Genomic DNA, 23,852 nt, shown 5'->3' on the forward strand with positions numbered 1-23,852 from the left:
CCCGGGAACGGGAGACCGTGATGACCAGAGCGGGCACGTGGAAACCGCTGGCCGTCCTCGGGACCGCCCAGTTCCTGATGGTGCTGGACGCCTCGGTGATGAACGTGTCGATCAGCCAGCTCGTCGAGGACTTCGACACCGAGGTCACCACCATCCAGGCCGTCATCACCCTCTACACCCTGGTGATGGCGGCCTTCATGCTGACCGGCGGCAAGATCGGCGACATGTTCGGCCGCCGCCGCGTCTTCGTGGTCGGCCTGGTCGTCTACGGCGTCGGCTCCGGCCTGACCGCCGTCGCCCCCACCGTCGGCGTGCTCGCCCTCGGCTGGTCGGTGGTCGAGGGCCTGGGCGCGGCGCTCGTGCTGCCCGCCCTGGCCGCCCTGGTGGCCGGCTCCTACCGGGGGCGCGAACGGGCGGTCGCCTACGGCGTGGTCGGCGGCCTGGCCGGCGCGGGCATCGCGGTGGGGCCGCTGCTCGGCGGCTGGGTCACCACCTACCTGACCTGGCGGCTGGTCTTCGCCGGCGAGGTGGTGCTGGTCCTGGCGATCCTGCTGCTGATGCGCTGGATCCCCGCGCAGCCGGCTCCCGCCGACCGGCCCCGGCTGGACGTCCCCGGCGTCGTGCTCTCCGCCGCCGGCCTGGCGCTGGTGGTGCTGGCCGTCCTGCAGAGCGGCACCTGGGGCTGGATCGAACCCCGCAACCCGCCGTTCACCGTCCTCGGGTTCGCCCCCACCCTGTTCGCCGTCGGCCTCGGCGCCGCCGTGCTGTACGCCTTCTGCGCCCACGAGCGGCGCCGGGAGCGCCGCGGCGCGACCCCGCTGGTCTCGCTCGCCCTCTTCGCCAACCGGCCGCTGTGCGCCGGACTGATCGCGCTGTTCAACCAGAACACCGTCCTGCTCGGCCTGTTCTTCGTCATCCCGCTCTACCTCCAGGTCGTCCAGGGCCTGAACGCCTTCGAGACCGGACTGCGCCTGCTGCCGGTCTCGGTGACCATGCTGGCCGCCTCGATGAGCGGCACGCTGCTGCTGCGCCTCGCCTCGCCCCGGACCGTCGTCCGGGCCGGACTGGCGGTGCTGCTCGCCGCGACCCTGTGGCTGATCAGCGCGATCCGGCCGGAGCCGGCGGGCGCCTCGTTCGCCGGGGCGATGGCCCTGCTCGGCCTGGGCCTGGGCATGCTCGCCTCGCAGCTCGGCAACACGGTGCAGTCCAGCGTGCGGGCCGCCGAACGCAGCGAGGCCGGCGGCCTGCAGTACACCGCGCAGAACCTCGGCTCCTCGCTCGGCACGGCACTGATCGGCGCGATCCTGATCGGCGCGCTCGCCACCTCCGTCACCACCCGGATCGAGGGCGACCCGAGGGTCGGCGCGGCCGTCGCCCAACAGGTCGGCACCCGGGTCGAGGCGGGCATCTCCTTCGTCCCCGCCGACCAGGTCTCCGCCGCCCTCGCCGCCCACCCCGAGGTGCCGCCGCAGGAGGCCGCCGCCCTGGTCGAGCACTACCGGGACGCGCAGATCCAGGGCCTGAAGTCCGCCGTCCTGGTCTGCGCGGTGATCGCCGGCGGCTCCCTGCTGTTCACCCGCCACCTCCCCGCCGACCGCCGCCCGCCCGTCCCGGAACCGGACGCCGAGGAGGGCCCCTCCGCGCCGTAGCGGCCCGCCCCGCGCGGGTTCAGCGTCCGCGGTGGGCCAGGCGCCAGGCGCCCTGCTGGACCAGCAGGGTCAGGACGCCGGCCAGCACGATGCCCGACAGGTTGAGGGCGAGCTGGACGGCGGACCCCCAGCCCTGGGCGTACTCGCCGTAGGCGACGGCGACGGCGGCGTTCGCGGCGGCCGGGACGGTGGTCACCGAGATCGCCACGCCCACCAGGGCGGACGCCTTGGCGGAGGTGAGCGAGAGCAGGCCCGCGATGCCCGCCAGGAACGCGACGACGAAGGACATCGCGTCCGGCTGCCAGATGAACGAGGTGTTCGGGCGTGCGGCCGCGAACTTCGCGTCGCTGAACAGGCCCAGGGCGTCCATCAGCAGCGCGAAGCCCACGGTGAGCGCCATCGCCAGGGTGAAGCCGACCGCCAGGGCCAGCAGCGAGCGCAGCGCCGGGCGGAGCCGGCGCTGCACGAGTGCGACGCAGAACCCGGCGAGCGGGCCGAACTCGGGGCCGACGGCCATCGCGCCGACGATCAGGACCGCGCTGTCCAGCACGGCGCCGCAGGCCGCCAGCATGGTCGCGACCGCGAGCAGGGCGAGGAAGACCCCGCTGAGCGTCGACTCGTCGTGGACGACCTCCGCGACCTCCTCCCACACCAGCGCGTCCACGCCCTCGCCCGGGGCCGCCTCCTGCGCCGCGTCGGCCGCCGCCGAGAGGGTCAGCCCGGTCTCGTCCATGCTGATCGCCCCGCGCTCGGCCAGGCCCGACGCCCGCAGCTCGCCCAGCAGTTCGTCCACCGCCTCGCGCGCCACGTCGCACAGCACCACGTCCCCGGCGGGCCGCACCGCCGCACCCGGCAGCACCGCGACGTGGGCGACGCCCACGCAGGCGTCGAGCCGCTCCAGGACCTCCTCGCGCAGGTCGGCGGGGACGATCAGGCGGAGCTGCAGCACGGGAACCTCCGGACGGGCGGCGCGGACTGCGCCCACCCTAAGCCGCCCGTTCCGGGCCGTCGCTCGCCGGTCGCCGGTCGCCGGTCGCCGCGGAGTCGTGGCCGCCGCCGTGGCCGCGCGGGGTCAGTCGTGGGAGAAGGTGATCTTCGGCAGCACGCGGTCGAGCCGGCGGGGGGTGTGCCAGGCGGCCCGCCCGGTGAGGCGGAGGACGACGGGCAGCAGCACCAGCCGGACGAGTGCGGCGTCCAGGAGGACGGCGACGCCCAGCACGATGCCCATCTCCTTGGGCGGCAGCGGCCCGGAGATGGCGAAGGTGAAGAACACCGCGACCATGACGCCGGCTGCCGCGAAGATCACCCGGCCGGAGTGGGCGAGTGCGCCGACCATGGCCTGCTTGGGGTCGCCGGTGCGTTCGTACTGCTCCTTGGCGGAGGCGAGCAGGAAGACGGTGTAGTCCATCGCGATCGCGAAGATCATCGCGAAGAAGAACACCGGTGCCCAGCCGTCCAGGAACCCCTGGGACGTGAAGCCGAGCAGGTTCGCGCCGTGGCCGTCCTGGAAGACCAGCCGGGCCACGCCGAACGCGGCGCCGGTGGACAGCAGGCTGGCGAGGGTGCCGAGGGCGGCGATCAGCGGGGCGCGCAGCGCGAGGAGCAGCAGGACGAAGCCGAGGGCCATGACGACGCCGATCACCAGCGGGGTCTTCTCGGTCAGCAGGTGCTGCAGGTCGAGGTTCTCCACCGCGGCGCCGCCGACCAGCGCGTCGGCGGGGAGCGCGTCGCGCAGGGAGTGGACGGTGCCGGACAGGTCCGGGCTGGAGGGGTCGACGGTGGGGACGGCCTGGATCATCGACCAGCCGGAGCCGTCGGCGGCGTCCTGGGCGGGCATCACGCCGGCGATGCCGGGGTTGGCGGCGATCATCTGGGCGGTGCTGTCGGCCTGGCCGGCGGGGGTGAGGATCTGCAGGGTGCCGGGCGCACCGGGGCCGAAGGCCTGCTGGACGGCGGTGTAGCCGGCGCGGGCGCTGGCGTCGGTGGGCAGCACGGTGATCGAGGGCATCGCGGTGCGCAGTCCGATCACCGGGGCGGCGAGCGCGATCAGCACGGCCAGGGCGAGGGCGCCCCAGCGCAGCGGGTGCTTCCACAGGCGTTCGCCCCAGGCGGCGAAGCGCGGGGAGGCGGTCTGCTGCCGCTTGGCCCAGGGCAGGGCGAGGGAGTCGACGCGGTGGCCGAGCTTGCCGAGGACGGCGGGCAGCAGGGTCAGGGTGGCGGCCAGCACGAACAGCACGGCCAGCATGATGCCGCCCGCCATCGAGCGGAACGCGGGGGAGGGGACGAGCATGACGGCGGAGAGGCTGACCAGCACGGTCGCGCCGGAGAGCAGGACGGCCTTGCCCGCGGTGTCCATGGTCTCGGCGACGGCCTGCGGGCCGTTCTTGCCGGCGGCCCGGGCGGCGCGGAAGCGGACCACCAGGAACAGGGCGTAGTCGATGCCGAGGGCGAGCGCGAACATCATGGCGAAGTTCATCGCCCAGATCGAGACCGGGAACAGGTGGCTGATCAGCACCAGCGACCCGGCCGAGGCGGCGAGGCCCGCCATGGTGAGCAGCAGCGGCAGCCCGGCGGCGACCAGCGAGCCGAAGGCCAGCACCAGGATGGCCAGGGTGACCGGCCAGGACATGATCTCGGACTTCATCATCGCGTCGTGGTTGGCGGTGTTGAAGTCGCTCCACAGCACGGACGCGCCGGTGGCGTGGACCTCGACGCCGTCGCCGGAGAGAGCGCCCAGCGGTTCCTTCAGGTCGTCGGCGGCGCGGACCATGTCGTCGGGGGAGGCGTTGGCGCCGGCCAGCAGGATGGCGGTGCGGCCGTCCTGGCTGATGGTGGCGCCGGGCTGCGGCGCCACGACGGTGGAGATCCGGCGGTCGGCGGCGGCGAGGGCCCCGGCCCGGTCGATCACCTGCTGGACGCCGGGCTCGGTGACCGGGCGGTCGGCGGCGACCACGATCTGGATCGAGGACGAGGCGTTGCCCGCGAAGTGCTCCTCGGCGAGCGTGCGGACCTTCACCGACTCGGAGCCGTTGGCCTGCCAGCCCGCGCCGGACAGCGCGGTGGTGACCTGCGGGGCGAACGCGCCCAGTCCGATCACCAGCAGCAGCCAGCCGGCCAGGACGGCCTTGGCGTGCCGGACCGACCAGGAGCCGAGCCGGCCCAGGAGGCCCGGTGACGGGGCGGGGCCCCCGGTGGCGGGGGCGCCGGTGGCGGGGACGCCGGGCGACCCGCCGAGGGTGCTGGCGGAGTGTTTCACGGGTGCTCCATTCCTGAGCGGCCCACGCGGGCCGAAAAATACGTGTGGGGGTATATGGAAGGCCGAAGAACGGGCCCGCCGGTGGCGGGCCTCCGGGGTGGACCTGACGCGGGCGGCGTCAGGCTGCGCGGGCGGCCGGGCGCCGGCCGGGGTGGTCCGGGCGGCCCTGCCGGGCGCCTCGTCGTCGACCTGCCCCGTTCGCCGCCTCCGGACCGCCGCTGTTCCTCGACAATACCCCCGGGGGTATAAAGCGGGCAAAGGTGGGCGGTCGGTCGGTCGGCCGGCCGGTCGCGGGCCGGGGTGCCGGGCGCCCGGCCGGGTGAGTCCTGGCGGGGGTCGTGTGAGGGGGGCCGGGGTCGGGAACCTTCGTGCGGTGATGAGCGAGATCACCGTCCATGTCGACGGAACCCCGCGACGGCTGACCGTCGACACCCGTACCACCCTGCTCGACGCCCTGCGCGAGCGGCTGGGGGTGACGAGTCCGAAGAAGGGGTGCGACCACGGGCAGTGCGGCGCGTGCACGGTGCTCTCCGGGGAGCGGCGGGTGCTGAGCTGCCTCACCCTGGCGGTCACCCAGGACGGGGCCCGGGTGGTCACCGCGGAAGGGCTCGCCGCCCGTGCACGGCACGACGGCGAGCAGCGGGACGACGACGGGCTGCACCCGGTGCAGCGGGCGTTCATCGACCGCGACGCGTTCCAGTGCGGGTACTGCACCCCGGGGCAGGTCGTCTCGGCGGTCGGGATGCTCGACGAGTTCGCGCGGGGCTGGCCGAGCGCCGTCACCGAGGGCACCCGGCCGCCGCGGCTGGACCGCGCCGAGGTGGCCGAGCGGATGAGCGGCAACCTGTGCCGCTGCGCGGCTTATGTCAACATCGTGCCCGCCGTTCAGCAGGCCGCGGCCGCCTCCGGCACGGCGGTGGCGTCGAGCGCGGAGGCGGCCGGATGAAGCCGTTCGAGTTCCGGACGCCGGGCGACGCGGCGGAGGCCGTCCGCAGCGTCGCGGCCGTCCCGGGCGCGGTGTTCCTCGGCGGCGGGACCAACCTGGTCGACCACCTCAAGCTGGGCGTCGCCGCGCCCGACCTGGTCGTGCACGTCGCCGACCTGCTGCCCGCCGGGATCGAGGAGCTCGACGGCGGAGCCCTCCGGATCGGCGCGGGCGTCCGCAACAGCGACCTCGCCGCCGACCGGCGGGTGCGCGAGCGGTTCCCGGTGCTCTCCCAGGCGCTGCTGTCGGGCGCGTCCGGCCAGTTGCGCAACATGGCGACCACCGGCGGCAACCCGCTGCAGCGCACCCGCTGCGCCTACTTCCAGGACGTCACGACGGCGTGCAACAAGCGGCAGCCCGGCTCGGGCTGCTCCGCCGTCGGCGGCTGGACCCGCCACCACGCGATCCTCGGCGCCTCCGAGCACTGCCTCGCGGTCCACCCTTCCGACATGGCGGTGGCGCTGGCCGCCCTCGACGCCGAGGTCCGGGTGCTGGGGCCGGACGGCGAGCGCACGATCCCTTTCACCGACCTGCACCGGCTGCCCGCCGACACCCCCGAGCGGGACACGGTGCTCGACCACGGGGACCTGATCACCGCGATCGACCTGCCGGCCCTGCCGCTCGCCCACCGCTCGGCCTACCGCAAGGTGCGCGACCGGGCCTCGTACGCGTTCGCCCTGGTCAGCGTGGCCGCAGCGGTGGAGGTGCGGGACGGGGTGATCACGGACGCGCGGGTCGCCTTCGGCGGCGTGGCGCACGTGCCGTGGCGCGCGCACCGGGCCGAGCGGGTGCTGCGCGGCGCCCCGGCCGCCGAAGAGACCTACCGCGCCGCCGCGGACGCCGAACTCGCCGACGCCCGTCCGGCCGACGGGCTGGACGGCGGCAACGCCTTCAAGATCCCGCTGCTGCGCCGCACCCTCGCCGCCACCCTGCGCGGACTCGTCCGGGAGGACGCCCGATGACGTTCGTCGACCGCCCCGCCGCCATCGGCCTGGACCTGCCCCGCCGGGACGGCGCGGCCAAGGTGCTGGGCACCGCCGTCTACGCCTACGAGACGCCGGTGGAGCACGCCGCCTACGCGCACCCCGTCCAGGCCACCGTGGCCCGGGGGCGGGTCACGGCGCTGGACACCGCCGCCGCCGAGGCGCTCGACGGCGTGCTCGCGGTGCTCACCCCCGCCACCGCGGAACGCCTGGCCTCCACCGAGGACCGGGAGCTGGCGGCCCTCCAGGACGACGAGGTCGCCTTCCGCGGCCAGGTCGTCGCGCTGGTCGTCGCCGACGGCTCCGAGACGGCCCGGCACGCCGCCTCCCTGGTCCGGGTGGACTACGCGCCACAGGCGCACGACAGCGAACTGCGGGCCGACCGGGACGACCTGTACGCGCCCGAGCGGGTGAACCCGGACTTCGCCACCGACACCGTGGAGGGTGACGTCCCGGCCGCCGTGGCCGCCGCCGCGGCGGTGGTCGAGCAGACGTACACCACCGCGACGTACCACAACAACCCGATGGAGCCGCACGCCACCACCGCCCGCTGGGAGCCCGGCGACGGCTTCCTCACCCTGTGGGACTCCACCCAGGGCGTCCACCCCGCCCGGAGCGCCGTGGCGTCGGTGTTCGGCCTCGACGAGGCGAAGGTCCGGGTAGTCAGCCCGTACGTCGGCGGCGGCTTCGGGTCGAAGGGCACCCCGCACGTCAACGTGGTGCTCGCCGCGATGGCCGCCCGCGCCGTCCCCGGCCGGCCGGTCCGGCTCGCGCTGACCCGGCAGCAGATGTTCTCGCTGGCCGGCTACCGCACCCCCACCGTCCAGCACTGCGTCCTCGCCGCCGGGGCCGACGGCAGGCTGACCGCCCTCGCCGTCGACGTGGTCGAACAGACCTCGCGGATCAAGGAGTTCGCCGAGCAGACCGGTGTGCCCGCCCGGATGATGTACGCCGTCGCGAACCGGCGCACCACCCACCGCCTCGCCGCCCTCGACGTCCCCGTGCCGTCCTGGATGCGCGCGCCCGGGGTGTGCCCCGGCATGTTCGGGCCCGAGGTGGCGATGGACGAGCTGGCCGAGCGCCTCGGCCTCGACCCGGTCGAACTGCGCGTCCGCAACGAGCCCGCCACCGACCCGGAGACCGGCAAGCCCTTCTCCAGCCGGAACCTGGTCGGCTGCCTGCGCGAGGGAGCGGCGCGCTTCGGCTGGAGCGGGCGCGACCCGCGGCCCGGCGTGCGCCGCAGCGGCGACTGGCTGGTCGGCACCGGCGTCGCCGCCTCCACCTACCCGGTGCACCTGATGTCGGAGTCGACGGCGGTGATCCGGCGGGAGGGCGACCGGTACGTCGCCGAGATCGGCGCCGCGGACCTCGGCACCGGCACCTGGACCACGCTGGCGCAGATCGCCGCGGACGCGCTCGGCGTCCCGGTCGAACGGGTCGAGGTGCGGATCGGCGACACCGACTACCCGACGGCGTCGGTGGCGGGCGGCTCCTCCGGCACGGCGACCTGGGGCTCGGCCGTGGTCGAGGCCGCCCGCGCCTTCCGCGCCCGGTACGGGAGCGAGCCGCCGGAGCGGGCCGAGGCGTCCGGCTCCGTCCGGCCGGCGGACGACCGCTGGGCGATGCACGCCTTCGGCGCCCAGTTCGCCGAGGCCCGGGTCCACCTGGACACGGGGGAGATCCGGGTGCCGCGCCTGCTGGGGGTCTTCGCCGCCGGCCGGATCGTCAACCCGCGCACCGCGCGCTCGCAGTTCGTCGGCGGCATGACCATGGGGCTGTCCATGGCGCTGCACGAGAACGGCGTCCTCGACCCCCGGACCGGCCACGTCGTCAACCACGACCTCGCCGACTACCACATCGCGGCCCACGCGGACGTGGCCGAGGTCGAGGCCCACTGGCTCGACGAGCACGACCCGCACGTCAACGCGCTGGGCACCAAGGGCATCGGGGAGATCGGCATCGTCGGCACGGCCGCCGCGGTGTCCAACGCCGTGTGGCACGCCTGCGGTGCGCGCGTGCGGGACCTGCCCGTCACGCTGGACAAGGTGCTGCCCGCCCTGGAGGCCCTCCCGGCGTCGTGGGGGCGGGAGGACCCGTCCGGGCGGTGACGCGCCGGCGGGCCGGCCGGCGGGTCAGCGGCGCCGGTCCCCCGAGCGGGGCCTGCGCCACTCCCTGACGTCGGGGCCGTCCTCCAGGAACCGGCCGACGACCAGGCCGGCCGCACCGAGGACGAGGACCAGCAGGAAGGCCCAGAAGCCGCCGAAGTACCCGGCGAACCCCAGGGCCATCCCGGCGAACAGCCCGATGGCGGCGGTACTCATCTCGTACGCTCCTCTCCGCGGCGGCGGTCACGGCCGCCGTGCCGTGCCCCTCAGGCCACCCGCCGGGGGCCGGTGGGCGCGCCGCTCGCGCGGCCCTCGCCGCTCCCGTCCCCCTCGTCCTCGTCCTCGTCGTCCTCCTCGCCGGGCAGGTGGACGTCCTTGACCGCGATGTTCACCTCGACGACCTCCAGGCCGACCAGGCGTTCCACCGCCTCGACGACGCCCGCGCGGACGTCCTTCGCGATCCCGGGTATCGGCAGGTCGTACTCGACGACCAGCTCCAGGTCGACGGCGGCCTGGCGCTCGCCTACCTCGACCTTCACCCCGCGGGTGGCTTCGCCCCTCCCGCCGCCCGGGACGCGGTCGCGCACCGCGCCCAGGGCCCGGGACATTCCGGCGCCCAGCGCGTGCACGCCCGGAACCTCCCGCGCGGCCCGACCCGCGATCTTCGCGACCACCCCGTCGGCGACGGTCGTCCTCCCCCGCCCTCCGGCCGCCGCCGCGCCCGCACCGGGGCGCGGAGCGCCCGGCGGGGACTGCGGAGGGCTGCCGGGGGAGCGGACGTTTCCGGTGTCGGTCATGACGGCCTCCTAGCTGCTGGCCCGGTCGGACCCGGTACGGACCCGGCCGGGGGCTCGGCCGATCCGCCCGCGGGGCGGTTCCTGCGGGCGTCGGCTCGCCGGGGGCGCGCATGCCCACAAACCGGAAGAACCACACACGCCGGAGGAACCGCCCGGGGCGGCTCCGGCCCCGCACCCCCGCCGCCGGCGGGCCGGTCAGCCGGCGGCGGTGAGGAACGCGTCGCCGAACAGCCAGTTGCCGAGCGCCCCGGCGTCCTCGCTGGTCCAGAACTCCCAGAGGGCGGCGGCGAGTTCGGCGACCGAGAGGGTGCCGTCGCCGTCCAGGTCGAGCCGCTCGAAGGCCAGGCCGGCGGTACCCGGGGGGAGGCCCAGGGCGCGGTGGAAGCGGGTGAACTCCTCCGCGGTGACCCGGCCGTCGTCGTCGCGGTCGCACAGCGCCCGGAGCGTCCCGGCGGGCCGGCCCGGGCGCCGGAGAGGCGGAGCGCCCCGGCCCGGTACTCGTCCGGGTCGATCCGGCCGTCGCCGTCGCCGTCGCCGTCGCCGTCCAGCTCGGCGCGCAGCGCCTCCCACCAGGCGGCGCCGACGCGGAGCACCGCGACCGGCTTCGGGGAGTCGAACGGCACCCCGGCGGCGGCGATCAGCCGGGCGGTCAGGGTCAGCACGTCGGCGGAGTCGATCACCCCGCCGCGGTTCTGGTCGGCGAAGCCGAAGCACACGTCGATCTGGCGTTCCAGCACCCGGTTCACCCCGGTCATCGCCACCTCCGCCGGCTCGGCAGCGCGCCCGGGCCGAGGTGGCGCCCAGGCGGTGCGGCCCGCCACTCCGCCGCCCCGCCCCGGCGGCGGCTCCAGCCGGTCCGGCGCCGGGAACAGCACCCGGTCGGGCAGGTCGCGCTCGAAGCGCTTCAGGCGGGCCAGTTCCGGCACGGCGTGCTCATCCGCCCGGTGGTGGGGGCCGCCACGCGGACGGCGTGGCGGCCCCCATCGGGGTGTACCGGGGTCAGCCCGTGAAGGCGGCGGTGCCGTTGGGGGTGCCGAGACCGGTCGGGCCGTCGTAGCCGGCGGCCGCCTTGCACAGGTAGGTCGGGGAGCAGGAGCCGTTGGAGCCGGAGGTGACGTCGAACAGGGCGCTGGTGTGGGCGTACGGGAAGGACGCCGGGCTGGAGCCGGAGGAGGGGGCGCCGCCCAGCGCGTAGACGCCCGCGATGATCGGGGCCGCGGCGCTGGTGCCGCCGTAGACGGCCCAGCCGCTGCCGCCGTAGGTCTGGTAGACGGCGACGCCGGTGGCCGGGTCGGCGACGGCGGAGACGTCGGCGATGGTGCGCTTGGTGCAGCCGGTGTCCTTCTGCCAGGTCGGCTTGGCGTCGTACTTGGAGCAGCCGGAGCCGGTGCCCTCGCTGGCGTTGGTCAGCCAGACGCTCTCCGACCAGCCGCGGGTGCTGCTGTCCCGCTTGAGGGCGGTGCCGCCGACCGCGGTCACGTACTTGGAGGCGGCCGGGTACTGGGCGCCGTACGCGGAGTCGCCGGAGGAGACGGTGATGGCGACGCCCGGGTGGTTGAAGTAGGAGCTGTCGTACGAGGTGTCGGCGGAGGACTCGCCGCCGCCGTAGCTGTTGGAGACGTACTTGGCGCCCAGGCTCACCGCGGTGTTCACCGAGGTGCCGAGGTTGGCCATGGTCGCGCTGCTGGCCTCGACCAGCACGATGTGGGCGTTGGGGGCGATCGCCGAGACCATGTCGAGGTCGAGCGATATCTCCCCGGCCCAGCCGGAGTTGTTCGCGGGCAGGGTGCTGCCGCCGGTCTGGTTGACCTGCTTGAAGCAGCCGCTGGCCTTCGTGCAGGCGGGCAGGCCGTACTGGGAGCGGTAGACGGCCATGTCGGCCTCGGCGTTCGGGTCGTTGTAGGCGTCCACGATCGCGATGGTCGTGCCCGCCCCGCCGTTCGCGGGCAGCTTGTACGCGCCGAGCAGGTCGCTCGGGCCGAAGCCGGACGGGGTGAGGTGCGGGCTGACGCCGAACGCGGCGACCGGCTCGACGGTGCTGGTCACGCGCAGGGCGTGGCAGGCCACGGTGTCGCCGTGGGCGAGGGTGTCGCACGCCCGGACCCAGGACGTGCCGCCCCGGGCGGGCGCCTGCGGGGCGGCGGTCGCGCCCGCCGGGGCGGCGGTGGTGAGGGCGGAGAGGGCGAGGGCTGCGGTGCCCGCGACGGCGATGGCCGTGCGGCGGGCGGCGGCGGAAGTGCGCATGCGGAAGTGCCTCCTTGGCTGGGGTGACCGGAAGCGGTGCATGCCGGGCCGCGCGGACGGATGGTGTCCGGGAGCGCGGCGGGGCGGGCGCGAAGGCGGGGATCGGGGCCGCCGTTCGGCCGGGCAGCCCGTACGGGGACGGGCTGGCGTTCGACACTAGGGGGTCATGCTCATGCCCAACAAGGAGTCGGCGCCGATCCGAACCAGCCCTTTGCCCAAGGGGTCTGACGCTTGGTCGATCGACGCCCCTTCGCCTGGGGAGGGTTTGCCTCCGTTTCCGGCCCCGCCCTGTCCGGCCCCGCCGCCCCGGTCGCGCCGCCACCGCCCCTGCCCCGCCGCCGCGGTCATGCCGGGCGCGGGTCCCCGTCCGCCGCCAGGAACGGGTGCAGCAGCGCGAGCAGTTCGCGCGGCCGGTGCAGCGGGACGATGTGGCCGCAGTCCTCGATCACGTGCCCCGTCAACTCATCGGTGAACGGCCGAAGTTGACGCTCCAGTGCGGTGCCGACCGGCCGGGCGCCCACCGCCATCGCCGGCACCGTCAGCCGGGCGGCGGCGACGGCCCGTTCGATCTGCGCCGCGCTCTCGGGCAGCGCCCGGTAGTACGAGAACGCGCGGCCCAGGGCCGAACGGCCGGTGTACGCGCGGACGAAGGCGTCCCGGAGGGCGGGCCGCACCCCGTCCCCCAGCGTGCCCGCGTCCAGGAACCAGTCGACGTAGGCGGCCTCGTGGCCCTCCAGCACGCGCTCGGCGAGCCCGGGCGCGGCGGCGTGGAAGCCGAACCACCACGGCGGCCCGCCGGTCAGGAAGTCCTCGGCGCCGGGCAGCCGGCCCAGCAGGGACTCCATGACGGCCAGGCGCCGGACCAGGTCGGGCCGGCGCAGGGCGAGCAGGGCGGCCGGCGGGGTGCCCGCGTCGATGCCCACCACCGCGGCCGAGCCGACGCCGAGCGCGCCGAGCAGCGCCGCCGCGTCCTCGGCCAGGGTGCCCGCGTCGTACCCGGAGGCGGCCCGGCCGCTCGCACCGAACCCGCGCAGGTCGGGCGCGATGACCCGGTAGCGGCCCGACAGGTCGGCGATGACGTCCGTCCACACCTCCCAGGTGTGCGGGAAGCCGTGCAGCAGCAGGACGGCCGGGCCGGATCCGGCGAGGGCGACGTTCAGTTCGACGCCGTTGGCGAGGACGCGGCGCAGTTCGGGCACGAGGGCTCCAGCATGGTGGTGAGGAATGGTGACCAGCTCACGCTAGGGAACTATGCTGGCCGCTCCAAGACGGCACTTCCCCCTCAGGTGGTGAGCTCCGAGTGACCACGTCGAAGTCCGGCAGTCCCGGCAGTCCCGGCGAGCCTGGCGAGCCCGGCGAACGCGGCGACCTGCTGGACCCGCTCTGCCCGACCCGCCGGCTGCTCGACCGCGTCGGCACCAAGTGGACGTCGATCGCGGTCAAGGCGCTGGCCGAGGAGGCCCCGGCCGAACTCCGCTTCGCCGAACTGCGCCGCCGCGTCCCGGGCATCTCGCAGAAGATGCTCTCCGTCACCCTCCAGAGCCTGGTCCGCGACGGCCTGGTCGCGCGCCGGGTGGAACCCACCGTGCCCCCCGCCGTCCACTACCGGCTCACCGAACTCGGCCGCTCCCTCGACGGACCGCTCTCCGCCCTGCGCGAGTGGGCCGAGACCCACATGTCGCAGATCAGCCGCAACAACCGGCTCGCCGACGAGTCGGCCGCCGCCGCGGAACCGCGGAACGCCTAGGCGGCCCGGGCCACCCGCCGGGTCTTCGCCCAGTCCCGCCGCCCCCGGACGATCCGCCACAGCGCCCGCCAGGTCGCCAGGTAGGTGACGTACGTCAGCAGGTACGAGGCGTGGTGCAGCCCGACCGAGCGCCACCAGCCGTAGTGCCGGGTGCGCCGGTGGTACAGCGTGGCCTGGTACAGGTGCGGCGCGAAGGCCAGCAGGTACACCGCCACCGCGGTCGCCACGGCCGCCGCCGCCCCGCTGTGCGCGCCCACCGCGAGCGTCGCCAGCACGCCCAGCACTGCCAGCAGGTGGGCCAGCACCGACCAGGGCAGTGCCAGGCACCACGGCTGCAGCAGGTACAGCGCCAGCTCCAGCGCCGCCGCCGTGCCCAGCCGGGAGCCGCGCCACACCTCGCCCAGCCGCCCGGCGCAGACCATGTGCCCCTGCGCCCAGCGGGTGCGCTGGCGCAGCAGCGCCCGCAGGCGCTCCGGCCCCTCCTGGACGACGTGCGCCAGGGTGGTGGTGCGCAGCCGCCAGCCCCGGACGGCCAGCGACAGCGCCAGGTCGAGGTCCTCGGTCAGCGAGTCCGTCCACGGCGCGCCGGGCACCGAGCGCAGCGCCGACAGCCGGGCGAACTGGGCGTTGCCGCCCAGGCTGACCGTCCCGAACGGGTCGCGCCCGTACTGCGCGGTCGCGGCGGCGCCCCAGAACCCGGCGTCCTGGATCCGGGTCAGCAGCCGGTCCCGGTTGCGGATCCGGACGGCCAACTGCGCCCCGCCCACCGCCGGGTCGGCGAACAGCGGGGCGACGTGCGCCAGCGCGCCGGGGCTCAGCCGCCCGTCGGCGTCCATCACCGCCACCACCACCCGCTCCTCCGGCACGCCCAGCCGCTCCGCCGCCGCCACCAGGTGCGGCAGCGCCGCGTTCAGCGCCGCCCCCTTGCCCTGCCGGGCCTGCGGCAGCCGCCGCGACAGCACCTCGACGCGGTCGCCGCCCGCCGCCCGGGCCCGCTCGGCGGTGGCGTCCGCGGACGCGTCGTCGACCACCGTCACCCGGGCCAGCGGATCCTGGGCCAGCAGGTTGGCCACCGTCGCGCCGATCACCGCCTCCTCGTCCAGGCAGGGCACCAGGAACCAGAACACCAACTCCCCGTCCGCCGGGGCGGCTCGGGTACTCTGCCGGAGCTCGGCCCGGACCCGCAGCCGCCCGGAGAACTGCAGCACCAGGAAGTACGTCAGCCCGTAGCCCAGCACCAGCAGGGTGAACGTGGCCAGCGGACCGACGGGCAGGTTCACCGCGACCTCCGAGGTGCTCCGCCGGGGCCCTCCGGCACCGGCCCGGCCACCGGCGCCTCGCGGCGGCGCGGCACCCCGACGGCGCGCAGCGCGCAGGCCAGCCCCGCGACGGCCGTGAACAGCCCGGCCGCCACCGCCAGCGTCAGCGCCCCGTCCCGCAGCACCAGCCACGCGGCCCGCCCGGCCGGCCGGTTCGACCCGGCCAGCGCCCACCCGGCCAGCAGCACGCCCGTCCCCAGCAGCACCGACAGCATCCGGCGCCCCCACGTCCCGTGCCGCCCGCCCGTCGCGCCCCCCAGGCCCTCGATGCCCGCCGTCACGCCCGCTCCGCCCGGTGGATCGCGGTCTCGTCGAAGCCCGCCGCCCGCAGCACCGCGGCCCGCCGGTAGCCGCTGCCGAAGCGGGCCGGTTTCGGGGTGCGGAAGGTCAGGTGCTCCAGGGCGGCCACGATCCGCTCGGCCGCATGCCCGTCGCCGTACGGGTTGTCCGCGGCGGCCATCGCGGCCCGGGCCCGGTCGTCGTCCAGCAGGTGGCGGACGGCCGCGGCGACCGCGCCGGTCTCGGTGCCCACCAGCCGCAGGGTGCCCGCGTCCACGCCCTCGGTGCGTTCGGTGCTCTCCCGGGTGACCAGCACGGGGACGCCCAGGGCGGGCGCCTCCTCCTGGACGCCGCCCGAGTCGGTCACCACCAGCGCGGCGCGTCCCAGCAGCGCGGCGAACACCGGGTACGGCAGCGGCTCGGTCAGCAGGACGTTCGGCAGCGGGTCCAGCGCCGGGCGCAGCTGGGCGCGGACGGCCGGGTTGGGGTGCAGCGGCAGTACGAAGACGGTCTCCGGCCGTTCGGCGGCGACCTGGGCGAGCGCGGCGGCGACGTGGCCGAGCGCCCCGGTGGCCAGGTTCTCCCGGCGGTGCGCGGTCACCACCACGATCCGGCGCCCGGGGTCGGCCAGCAGCGCGTCCACCTCGGGCCGCCCGGAGGAGCGGACGGCGGCGGCGGCCCACAGCAGGGCGTCGATCGCGGTGTTGCCGGTGACGAAGACCTGCTCGTGGCGCACCCCCTCCAGGATCAGGTTCTCCTCGTTGAGCGAGGTGGGCGCCAGGTGGAACGCGGCGATCCGGGCGACCAGCTGCCGGTTGAGCTCCTCGGGGAACGGGGTGGCGGTCTTGTGGGTGCGCAGCCCGGCCTCGACGTGCGCGACCGGCATCCGCAGGTGGAACGCGGCGAGCGCGACGGCCGCGGCCGAGCTGGTGTCGCCGTGCACCAGCGCCCAGGCCGGGTAGCGGGCGGCCGGGCCGTCGACCGTCACGCTGTCGGCGGGGCCGAGGAGGTCGGCGAGGGCGTCCTGCAGGCCGGAGAGGACCCGGGCGAACAGGTGGTTCAGCGGCAGGCCCGGCTCCCCGACCGCCAGGTCGACGTCCGGCCGGACCCCGGCCAGGTCGAACACCTCGGCCAGCAGCTCCCGGTGCTGCCCGGTGGAGACCACCAGCGGCCGCAGCCGGGAGCTGGAGCGCAGGGCCCGGATCACCGGCACCATCTTGATCGCCTCGGGCCTGGTCCCGACCGCCACCAGCACCCGGGTCCGCCGGTCCCCGCCCCCGCCCCCGTCACGGCCCCCGTCCCCGCCTCCGCCACGGCCTCCGCCGGTCCCGGGATCGTGCTGCTGCTCCACCACTGTGCTCCCCTACTGCCGCGGCCACGGACGGTCACCATCCTGGACCGACCGGCGCCCCGGCACCCGCCGTGCTGCGCCGGTCGGCTGACGCCTGGTCAGGCGAGGGGCGCCAGGGTCATGTCGGCCGGGCCCTTGCCGGGGGTGTTGGCGCAGCGGCGGTCGGCGGCGTCCTGCTCCAGCTGGAGGCTCAGGCAGGTGCCGAGGGCCTGCTGGCCGAAGCGGTTGGGGTGCAGCGACTCCTGGAGCTGGCCCTGCCCGGCGCCGGTGGTCAGGAAGCGCATCCACTCGCTGGTCTCGCCGGAGGGCGGGTTCTGGAGGTCGGCCTGCCGACTGGTCTTCGAGCAGACCTCCCGGCCCTCGAAGGCGCCGGACAGGTCGAGGAACTCCGCCCCGGCCTCGTGCGCGGCCCCGGCGAGGGTCGTGCTGATCTCGGGGACCAGGTCGTCGTGCGCCCAGGTGAGGTCCCGGTCGAAGAACGGGCAGCCACCCTCGATGAAGCGGTCGTACTTCTGGCCGGGGTAGCGGACCCGGCCGGCGTCGGGCAGCGGGGAGGGGTAGGACTGCAGGACCAGCCGGTAGGAGCCGGGCTGGTGGCCGGCCCGTTCCAGGGCGGTCCTCACGTCGGACAGCGCGTCCACCGCGGCCTGCCGGACGCCGGGCAGCCGGTCCTTGACCAGCTTGGCCGCGTCCGGTGCGCACGGGGAACCGCCGATCGGCTTGAGGAACCGCTTCGTGCAGTCGGTGATGATGTCCGAGAACCCGAGGTCGTTGCCGCCGATCGACACCACCACGGCGCGCACCGGCTGCCCGTCCACCGCCGCCTGGAGCTGCCCGGCCTGCGAGGGCTCGCCCTTGAACGGCGCCCCGCCGTGCTCCGGCAGCTTGACGGCGGTCGAAGTCGCCCCGGAGCAGGCCAGGTTGAGCTTGCGGACGTCCAGCGTGAGGGACTGCACCTCGGCGACGTCGGAGCGGTTGCAGCCGTTCTCGTACGAGGCGCCGTAGACCCGGGACGGGTCGCTCTCGTCGGTCTCCGGGTCGTACGCCCGGTCGGTGCCGGACCAGCCGTCCTCCGACTCGTTGCTGTTGCCGGACCAGCGGCCCGCCTCGCCGGAGATGAAGCTGTCGCCCAGCGACACCACCCACGGCGCGTCGGCCGCGGGCACCCGGTGGGCGGAGGCGGGCGTGGAGGCGGGCGCGGAGGCGAAACCGGTCACGCCCGCCACGCAGACGGCGGCGGCCAGCGCGGCCAGCCCCTTGCGGCTGTACGAAGAAGAAGAGGTCATGCCCACGGTGTCGGCAGTTGCCCGTCGCGGGGTTACGGCCGAAGGCCCGTTCGCCTCCGAATGGACCAGTGCGAGTGGTGCGTTCAGGCGACCGGGGGGAACAGCAGCAGCAGTCGCCCGCGGACGGTCTCCCACTCGGCGGCCAGGTCGTGCCCGCCCGCCGAGGAGATCAGCAGCAGCCCGCGCATCGCCTGCAGCGCGGTGAGCAGCGAGGCGGCGAACGCGGGGGAGTCGGCGGTCGGGCCGGACAGCGCCCGCACCGCGGCCATCAGCTCGCTCTCCAGTCGACGCTCGAACTCCCGCACCACCGGCCGCAGTTCGGGATCGTGCCGGGTACCGATCAGCAGCTCCAAGAACGCCTGGTAGTCCCGGGTGTTCATCAGCTGCCAGATCATCCCCAGGCCCTGCGCGACCCGGTCCGGCTGCGGTGCGGCCGCCAACTCCCGGACCTGCGCCGGGGCCAGCTCGGCGTACGAACGGACCAGGTGGTCGGTGACCGCCTCGATCAGCGCGTTCTTGGTCGGGAAGTGGTGCACCAGCCGCCCCCGGCTCACCCCCGCCGCCTCCCCGACCGCGAGGGTGGAGAACCCGGCGTACCCGCTGTCGCACAGCACGTCCACCGCCGCGCGCAGCAGCAGGTCCCTGGTCTCCAGCGCGCGCTGCTGGACCCGGCGCTGCCGGGTGTCGTCGGAGGGTGCGGGCATGCCGGAATCCTACCCGCGCCCGGGTGCCGGGCCGGGAGCGCTGAGGGCGGCCGTGCTCCCCGGGGCCCGCTCAGAGGGCACCGGGGAGCACGGGGTCGGGCGGCGGAACGGGTCGTCAGACGGTCAGCGCGATGCGCAGCGCCTCGCCGCTGCGCATCAGGCCGAGCGCCTCGTTGATCCCGGTGAGCGGCAGCCGGTGGGTGATCAGCCGCTCCAGGTCGAGGCGGCCGGTGCGGACCAGTTCGGCGATCCGGGCGTAGGTGCGGGTGACGGTGTCGCCGCCGTAGAACGAGGGCAGCACGCGCTTCTCGCCCGCCGAGAGCTCCCACATGCTGATCGGGAACTCGTCCTTGGCGCCGCCGACGCCGACCAGCACCACGTTGCCGCCGCGCCGGGTGGCGTCGTACGCGGAGCGGAAGGTGGCGGGGCGGCCGACCGCCTCGATCACGTGGTCGAAGCCGAGGCCGCCGGTGGCCCCGGCGACCGCGTCGGCCAGCTCCTCGGGGGCGACGGCGGCCGTCGCGCCGAAGGACAGCGCCCACTCGCGGCGGGCCGCGACCGGGTCGACGGCGACCACGTGCGAGGCCCCGGCGGCCTTGGCGCCGAGGATCGCGCTGATGCCGACGCCGCCGCAGCCGATCACCGCGACGGTCTCGCCCGGCCGCACCCCGGCGGTGTTGAACACCGCGCCGACGCCGGTGGTGACGCCGCAGCCGATCAGCGCGGCCGCGTCGTAGGAGACGCCGTCGGGGACGGGGCTGGCGAAGCCCGCGTTCAGCACCACCTCCTGGGCGAAGGTGCCCGCGCCCATGAAGCGGAAGAAGTCCTGCCCGCCGGAGCGGAACGCCGGCGTCATCATCGCGGCGTTGCCGCTCTGGCACAGCTGGCCCTGCCCGCGCACGCACCAGGCGCACTCGCCGCAGGACGGCCGCCAGTTGACGATCACCCGGTCGCCCGGGCGGACGTGGGTGACGCCCTCGCCGACCTCCAGCACCTCGCCGGCGCCCTCGTGGCCGAGCACCAGCGGCATCGGCGCGGGGATGGTGCCGTTCATGCCGGACAGGTCGGAGTGGCACAGGCTGGTCGCCCGGATGGCGACCCGGACGGTGCCGGGGCCGAAGCCGATCGCCTCGACGTCGTCGCGGACCTCCAGCTCGGTGGCGCCCGGGGCGGTGATCATTGCAGCCAACATGGTGGGTACTCCTAGCTATTGACGGTTCGTCAGACGGTGGCGGGCAGGGCGACGGTCTTGTGCTCCAGGTACTCGCCCAGGCCCTCGGCGCCGAACTCCCGGCCCACGCCGGAGTTCTTGTAGCCGCCGAACGGGCCGCGCAGGTCGATGGTGAAGCCGTTCACGGTGTACGTGCCGGTGCGGATCCGGCGGGCCAGCTCGACGCCGTGCGCCACGCCCTCCTCGGTGCGGGCGGTGAACACCGCGCCGGACAGGCCGAAGTCGGAGTCGTTGGCGATCCGCACCGCCTCGTCCTCGTCCTCGTACCGGAGCAGGCAGACCACCGGGCCGAAGATCTCCTCGCGGGCGATCCGCATCTCGTTGGTGACGTCGCCGAACAGCGTCGGCCGCACGTACGCGCCCGCCTCCAGCCCGTCCGGGACGCCGCCGCCGGCCAGCAGCGTCGCGCCTTCTTCCTGGCCGATCCGGATGTAGTCCAGGTTGCGCTGCTGCTGCCGCTTGGAGACCAGCGGGCCCACCTGGGTCTGCGGGTCCTGCGGGTCGCCGACCCGCAGCCCGGCGAACACGGCGGTCAGCGCGCCGGCGAACTCCTCGTAGCGGGAGGCGGGCAGCAGGATCCGGGTCAGCGCGACGCACGCCTGCCCGTTGTTCAGCAGCGACCCGGCGACCAGGCCCGCCACGGTGGAGGGCAGGTCGGCGTCCGGCAGCACGATGCCCGCCGACTTGCCGCCCAGCTCCAGGGTCACCCGGGCCAGGTGCTGCGCGGCGGACGCCATCACCTGGCGCCCGGCGGCCACCGAGCCGGTGAACGAGACCTTGTCCACGTCCGGGTGCGCCACCAGGTACGCGCTGGTCTCCCGGTCGGCGGGCAGCACGCTCAGCACGCCCTCCGGCAGCCCGGCCGCCTCGCACACCTCGGCCAGCAGGTAGGCGTCCAGCGGCGTCTCCGGGCTGGGCTTCAGCACCATCGTGCAGCCGGCCGCCAGCGCGGGCGCCAGCTTGGCGGCGGTGACGAACTGCGGGACGTTCCACGGCACCACGGCCGCCACCACGCCGACCGGCTCGCGCAGCACCAGCAGCGGCTGCCGCAGGCCCGCGCGCCGCTCCTCGAACGGGAACTCCCGGGCGGCCGCGGCCACCAGCCCGTACTGGACGGCCGCCGCCGCGGCCTGGTTGACCGTGCTGAACGAGGCCGGGGAGCCGTTCTGCGCGCTGATCACCCGGGCGAACTCGTCCTTGCGCTCCAGCATCAGGGCCTGGATCCGCTCCAGCACCGCCAGCCGCTCCTCCAGCGGCAGCCGGGGCCACGGCCCGTGGTCGAACGCCTCCCGGGCGGCGGCCACCGCCCGGTCCACGTCCTGCGGCGAGGCGTGCGGGACGCGGCCGATCAGCGTCCCGTCGTGCGGCGAGACGACCTCGATGGTGTCGGTTCCGGCGGGGGTCTCCCACCGTCCGCCGATGAAAAGGGTGCCGTGTACGGCGGGTGCCTCGGCCATGGCCGACTCCTTCTGCTCTGCGATGACCCCCTAAACGTACACAGCTGACTGTTTAGAGTCCAGGGGCGGAGATTGCCTTCGAGAAGTGAACGCTGCACGCCACTTGACGGTGAGCCTTCAGCCCCCCAACACTTCCGTACGGGTTCAGAGAGCGCTCTCAATCGATCGGACCCGCCAGAAAGGCGACACCACCCCTTCCCCACTTCGATCTGGCGTTCACTTTGCGAAGCCAGACGAGAGGACCCCCATGCGAAGGACGACCGCCCTCTCCCGCCCCCGCCCCCACCCGCGGGTGCTCGCCCTGCTCACCGCGCTGGCGCTGACCGTCGCGGCCCTGCTCGGCCTGGCCGCCACCGCCGGCCCCGCCTCCGCCGCGGCCGACTACACCCAGAGCGCCACCCAGCCGAGCGCCACCCAGCTGCAGATCGCCTTCACCCCGACCACGCCCGCGCTCTACGTGGACGTGCACTACCTGGTCAACGGCGCCAACCAGCAGAACGTCCGGATGACCAACACCGCGGGCACCTGGAACTGGACCGTCAACGCGCTGGCCACCGGCAACACCGTCGAGTACTGGTTCACCTACGAGAAGAGCGGACCGCAGTACGACAGCCCGCACTTCACCGTCACCATCGGCAGCACCGGCACCAGCCCCACGCCGACGCCGACCCCCACCCCGACCCCCACCAGCACCGGCGGCACCGGCGGCACCACCTGCCCGGCGCAGTCCGACACCCCGAACTTCGGGCCCAACGTGCACGTCTACGACCCGAGCATGTCCAGCGCCACCATCCAGTCCCAACTGGACGCCCACTTCAACCAGATGAAGGACACCCAGAGCGCCCAGTTCTCCGAGAACCGGGTCGCCGACCTGTTCAAGCCCGGCACCTACAACGTCAACGACAACGTCGGCTTCTACACCTCGATCGCCGGCCTGGGCCAGAACCCCGACGACGTGACCATCAACGGCAACGTCACCGTCGACGCCTTCAACGCCTCCGACGCGGGCAACGCCACCCAGAACTTCTGGCGCTCCGCCGAGAACCTGGCGATCAACCCCGGCGGCGGCACCAACCGCTGGGCGGTCGCCCAGGCGGCCCCGTTCCGCCGGATCGACGTGCACGGCAACCTGGCGCTGTACCCGGCCAGTTACGGCTGGGCCAGCGGCGGCTACGTCGCCGACACCAAGGTCACCGGCCAGGCCGCCTCGATCTCCCAGCAGCAGTGGTACACCCGGGACAGCAGCCTCGGCAGCTGGGACGGCGGGGTGTGGAACATGGTCTTCTCCGGCGTCCAGGGCGCCCCGGCCACCACCTTCCCCAACCCGCCCGAGACCACCCTGGCCACCACCCCGGTCTCCCGCGACGTCCCCTACCTGTACGTCGACGGCTCCGGCAAGTACCGGGTCTTCCTGCCCAGCCTGCGCACCAACGCCACCGGCCCCAGCTGGGCGTCCGGCAGCACCCCCGGCAGCTCGCTGCCGATGAGCCGGTTCTACGTGGTCAAGGCCGGGGACACCGCCGCGACCATCAACAACGCGCTCTCCCAGGGCTGCAACCTGTTCGTCACCCCCGGGGTCTACCACCTCAACCAGACCCTCAACGTGACCCGGGCGGACACCGTGGTCCTCGGCATCGGCTACCCGACCTTCGTCCCCGACAACGGCGTCAACGCCATGCAGGTCGCCGACGTGGACGGCGTCCGGCTCAAGGGCCTGCTGTTCGACGCGGGCACCGTCAACTCGGCCGCCCTGCTGACCGTCGGCGCCAACGGCTCCACCGCGAGCCACGCCGCCGACCCGACCACCGTCCAGGACGTGTTCTTCCGGATCGGCGGCGAGATCGCCGGCCGGGCCACCACCAGCCTGGTCGTCAACAGCAACAACACGATCATCGACCACATCTGGGCCTGGCGCGCCGACCACGGCAACGCGGGCACCGTCGGCTGGACGGTCAACACCGCCGACAACGGCGTCGTCGTCAACGGCAACAACGTCCTGGCGACCGGCCTGTTCGTCGAGCACTACCAGAAGTACGAGGTCACCTGGAACGGCCAGAACGGACGGACGATCTTCTTCCAGAACGAGATGCCGTACGACGTGCCCAACCAGGCCGCCTGGAAGTCACCGTCCGGCCTGAACGGCTACGCCGCCTACAAGGTCGGCACCGGCGTCACCAGCCACGAGGCCTGGGGCCTGGGCAGCTACTGCTACTTCAACGTCAACCCGGCGGTGAACGCGTACCACGCGTTCGAGGTGCCGAACACGGCGGGCGTGAAGTTCCACGACGTGCTCAGCGTCTCGCTCGGCTACCAGGGCACCATCTCCCACGTCATCAACGACACCGGCGGCGTCACCCCGACCGGAACCGTCCCGGTCAACGTGGTCGCCTACCCGTAGCCGACCGCAGGATCCGCGAGGGTCTGCGCAACGTCGCCATCGGGTTGGCGCCGGCGGCGAC

The 23,852-nt window shown here is 74.8% G+C and carries 20 protein-coding genes; 6 read left to right on the forward strand and 14 right to left on the reverse strand.

What is annotated here, in order from left to right; genetic code table 11:
* Positions 1-20: 20 nt before the first annotated feature.
* On the forward strand, positions 21-1,649 hold the full coding sequence (locus ACWEO5_RS19035) for an MFS transporter (RefSeq protein WP_452163462.1): 1,629 nt from the start codon (positions 21-23) through the stop codon (positions 1,647-1,649).
* 19 nt (positions 1,650-1,668) lie between these two features.
* On the opposite strand, the gene ACWEO5_RS19040 is transcribed toward ACWEO5_RS19035, so the two are convergent.
* Positions 1,669-2,598 carry a DUF389 domain-containing protein gene (locus ACWEO5_RS19040; protein ID WP_452163463.1) on the reverse strand — a complete coding sequence of 310 codons (930 nt, stop codon included), beginning with the start codon at positions 2,596-2,598 and terminating at the stop codon, positions 1,669-1,671.
* 123 nt (positions 2,599-2,721) lie between these two features.
* The gene (locus ACWEO5_RS19045) at positions 2,722-4,905 is read right to left on the reverse strand and encodes an MMPL family transporter (RefSeq protein ID WP_452163464.1); all 2,184 of its coding nucleotides are present in this window, start codon (positions 4,903-4,905) and stop codon (positions 2,722-2,724) included.
* A gap of 376 nt (positions 4,906-5,281) precedes the next feature.
* On the opposite strand from ACWEO5_RS19045, the gene ACWEO5_RS19050 reads away from it, so the two are divergent.
* The 3 genes from ACWEO5_RS19050 to ACWEO5_RS19060 are packed head-to-tail and all read left to right on the forward strand — an operon-like array spanning position 5,282 to position 8,981.
* Entirely contained in the window at positions 5,282-5,851 is a 570-nt protein-coding gene (locus ACWEO5_RS19050; RefSeq protein WP_452163465.1) for a (2Fe-2S)-binding protein, read from the forward strand.
* Complete coding sequence (locus ACWEO5_RS19055) at positions 5,848-6,852, forward strand: FAD binding domain-containing protein (RefSeq protein WP_452163466.1); 1,005 nt, start codon at positions 5,848-5,850, stop codon at positions 6,850-6,852. The genes ACWEO5_RS19050 and ACWEO5_RS19055 overlap by 4 nt, the downstream gene beginning before the upstream one ends.
* Positions 6,849-8,981 (forward strand): xanthine dehydrogenase family protein molybdopterin-binding subunit, encoded by a 2,133-nt coding sequence (locus ACWEO5_RS19060; RefSeq protein WP_452163467.1) that lies wholly within the window; start codon positions 6,849-6,851, stop codon positions 8,979-8,981. Before ACWEO5_RS19055 ends, ACWEO5_RS19060 begins: the two co-directional genes overlap by 4 nt.
* Before the next feature lie 24 nt (positions 8,982-9,005).
* Here ACWEO5_RS19060 and ACWEO5_RS19065 read toward each other — a convergent pair whose 3' ends face one another.
* From ACWEO5_RS19065 to ACWEO5_RS19085, 5 genes are all read right to left on the reverse strand, one after another.
* Positions 9,006-9,194, reverse strand: coding sequence for a hypothetical protein (locus ACWEO5_RS19065; RefSeq protein WP_452163468.1), 189 nt, complete (start codon positions 9,192-9,194; stop codon positions 9,006-9,008).
* Positions 9,195-9,244: 50 nt separating this feature from the next.
* Positions 9,245-9,775: an Asp23/Gls24 family envelope stress response protein gene (locus ACWEO5_RS19070; RefSeq protein WP_452163469.1), complete on the reverse strand. Its 531-nt coding sequence runs from the start codon at positions 9,773-9,775 to the stop codon at positions 9,245-9,247.
* A gap of 195 nt (positions 9,776-9,970) precedes the next feature.
* Entirely contained in the window at positions 9,971-10,345 is a 375-nt protein-coding gene (locus ACWEO5_RS19075; protein ID WP_452163470.1) for an EF-hand domain-containing protein, read from the reverse strand.
* 429 nt (positions 10,346-10,774) lie between these two features.
* The gene (locus ACWEO5_RS19080; RefSeq protein ID WP_452163471.1) at positions 10,775-12,019 is read right to left on the reverse strand and encodes a S53 family peptidase; all 1,245 of its coding nucleotides are present in this window, start codon (positions 12,017-12,019) and stop codon (positions 10,775-10,777) included.
* A gap of 344 nt (positions 12,020-12,363) precedes the next feature.
* On the reverse strand, positions 12,364-13,218 hold the full coding sequence (locus ACWEO5_RS19085; protein ID WP_452163472.1) for an alpha/beta fold hydrolase: 855 nt from the start codon (positions 13,216-13,218) through the stop codon (positions 12,364-12,366).
* 101 nt (positions 13,219-13,319) lie between these two features.
* On the opposite strand from ACWEO5_RS19085, the gene ACWEO5_RS19090 reads away from it, so the two are divergent.
* Positions 13,320-13,766 carry a winged helix-turn-helix transcriptional regulator gene (locus tag ACWEO5_RS19090; RefSeq protein ID WP_452163473.1) on the forward strand — a complete coding sequence of 149 codons (447 nt, stop codon included), beginning with the start codon at positions 13,320-13,322 and terminating at the stop codon, positions 13,764-13,766.
* Here the strand turns inward: ACWEO5_RS19090 and ACWEO5_RS19095 are convergent.
* The 7 genes from ACWEO5_RS19095 to ACWEO5_RS19125 all read right to left on the reverse strand — a co-directional run bounded on the left by ACWEO5_RS19095 (position 13,763) and on the right by ACWEO5_RS19125 (position 21,393).
* The gene (locus tag ACWEO5_RS19095; RefSeq protein WP_452163474.1) at positions 13,763-15,046 is read right to left on the reverse strand and encodes a glycosyltransferase family 2 protein; all 1,284 of its coding nucleotides are present in this window, start codon (positions 15,044-15,046) and stop codon (positions 13,763-13,765) included. The two genes, ACWEO5_RS19090 and ACWEO5_RS19095, sit on opposite strands and share 4 nt — an antisense overlap.
* Positions 15,043-15,366 carry a hypothetical protein gene (locus ACWEO5_RS19100; protein WP_452163475.1) on the reverse strand — a complete coding sequence of 108 codons (324 nt, stop codon included), beginning with the start codon at positions 15,364-15,366 and terminating at the stop codon, positions 15,043-15,045. The genes ACWEO5_RS19095 and ACWEO5_RS19100 overlap by 4 nt, the downstream gene beginning before the upstream one ends.
* Complete coding sequence (gene wecB / locus ACWEO5_RS19105; RefSeq protein WP_452163476.1) at positions 15,363-16,613, reverse strand: non-hydrolyzing UDP-N-acetylglucosamine 2-epimerase; 1,251 nt, start codon at positions 16,611-16,613, stop codon at positions 15,363-15,365. The genes ACWEO5_RS19100 and wecB overlap by 4 nt, the downstream gene beginning before the upstream one ends.
* A 200-nt stretch (positions 16,614-16,813) precedes the next feature.
* Positions 16,814-18,001, reverse strand: coding sequence for a GDSL-type esterase/lipase family protein (locus ACWEO5_RS19110; protein WP_452163477.1), 1,188 nt, complete (start codon positions 17,999-18,001; stop codon positions 16,814-16,816).
* Positions 18,002-18,084: 83 nt separating this feature from the next.
* Positions 18,085-18,705 carry a TetR/AcrR family transcriptional regulator gene (locus ACWEO5_RS19115; protein ID WP_452163478.1) on the reverse strand — a complete coding sequence of 207 codons (621 nt, stop codon included), beginning with the start codon at positions 18,703-18,705 and terminating at the stop codon, positions 18,085-18,087.
* A 115-nt stretch (positions 18,706-18,820) separates the two neighbouring features.
* Positions 18,821-19,897: a zinc-binding dehydrogenase gene (locus ACWEO5_RS19120; RefSeq protein WP_452163479.1), complete on the reverse strand. Its 1,077-nt coding sequence runs from the start codon at positions 19,895-19,897 to the stop codon at positions 18,821-18,823.
* A gap of 29 nt (positions 19,898-19,926) precedes the next feature.
* Complete coding sequence (locus ACWEO5_RS19125) at positions 19,927-21,393, reverse strand: aldehyde dehydrogenase (protein WP_452163480.1); 1,467 nt, start codon at positions 21,391-21,393, stop codon at positions 19,927-19,929.
* A 247-nt stretch (positions 21,394-21,640) separates the two neighbouring features.
* Between ACWEO5_RS19125 and ACWEO5_RS19130 the strand changes: the two genes are divergently transcribed.
* Positions 21,641-23,791 (forward strand): coagulation factor 5/8 type domain-containing protein, encoded by a 2,151-nt coding sequence (locus ACWEO5_RS19130; RefSeq protein WP_452163481.1) that lies wholly within the window; start codon positions 21,641-21,643, stop codon positions 23,789-23,791.
* Positions 23,792-23,852 lie beyond the last annotated feature (61 nt).

It is taken from the genome of Kitasatospora sp. NPDC004272, assembly GCF_053603035.1.

Excerpts from the sequence above, each read along its gene's own strand:
- ACWEO5_RS19035 (WP_452163462.1), top strand. The coding sequence starts at position 21 with ATGACCAGAGCGGGCACGTGGAAACCGCTGGCCGTCCTCGGGACCGCC.
- ACWEO5_RS19050 (WP_452163465.1), top strand. The coding sequence starts at position 5,282 with ATGAGCGAGATCACCGTCCATGTCGACGGAACCCCGCGACGGCTGACC.
- ACWEO5_RS19055 (WP_452163466.1), top strand. The coding sequence starts at position 5,848 with ATGAAGCCGTTCGAGTTCCGGACGCCGGGCGACGCGGCGGAGGCCGTC.
- ACWEO5_RS19060 (WP_452163467.1), top strand. The coding sequence starts at position 6,849 with ATGACGTTCGTCGACCGCCCCGCCGCCATCGGCCTGGACCTGCCCCGC.
- ACWEO5_RS19065 (WP_452163468.1), bottom strand. The coding sequence starts at position 9,194 with ATGAGTACCGCCGCCATCGGGCTGTTCGCCGGGATGGCCCTGGGGTTC.
- ACWEO5_RS19070 (WP_452163469.1), bottom strand. The coding sequence starts at position 9,775 with ATGACCGACACCGGAAACGTCCGCTCCCCCGGCAGCCCTCCGCAGTCC.
- ACWEO5_RS19080 (WP_452163471.1), bottom strand. The coding sequence starts at position 12,019 with ATGCGCACTTCCGCCGCCGCCCGCCGCACGGCCATCGCCGTCGCGGGC.
- ACWEO5_RS19110 (WP_452163477.1), bottom strand. The coding sequence starts at position 18,001 with ATGACCTCTTCTTCTTCGTACAGCCGCAAGGGGCTGGCCGCGCTGGCC.
- ACWEO5_RS19115 (WP_452163478.1), bottom strand. The coding sequence starts at position 18,705 with ATGCCCGCACCCTCCGACGACACCCGGCAGCGCCGGGTCCAGCAGCGC.
- ACWEO5_RS19120 (WP_452163479.1), bottom strand. The coding sequence starts at position 19,897 with ATGTTGGCTGCAATGATCACCGCCCCGGGCGCCACCGAGCTGGAGGTC.
- ACWEO5_RS19125 (WP_452163480.1), bottom strand. The coding sequence starts at position 21,393 with ATGGCCGAGGCACCCGCCGTACACGGCACCCTTTTCATCGGCGGACGG.
- ACWEO5_RS19130 (WP_452163481.1), top strand. The coding sequence starts at position 21,641 with ATGCGAAGGACGACCGCCCTCTCCCGCCCCCGCCCCCACCCGCGGGTG.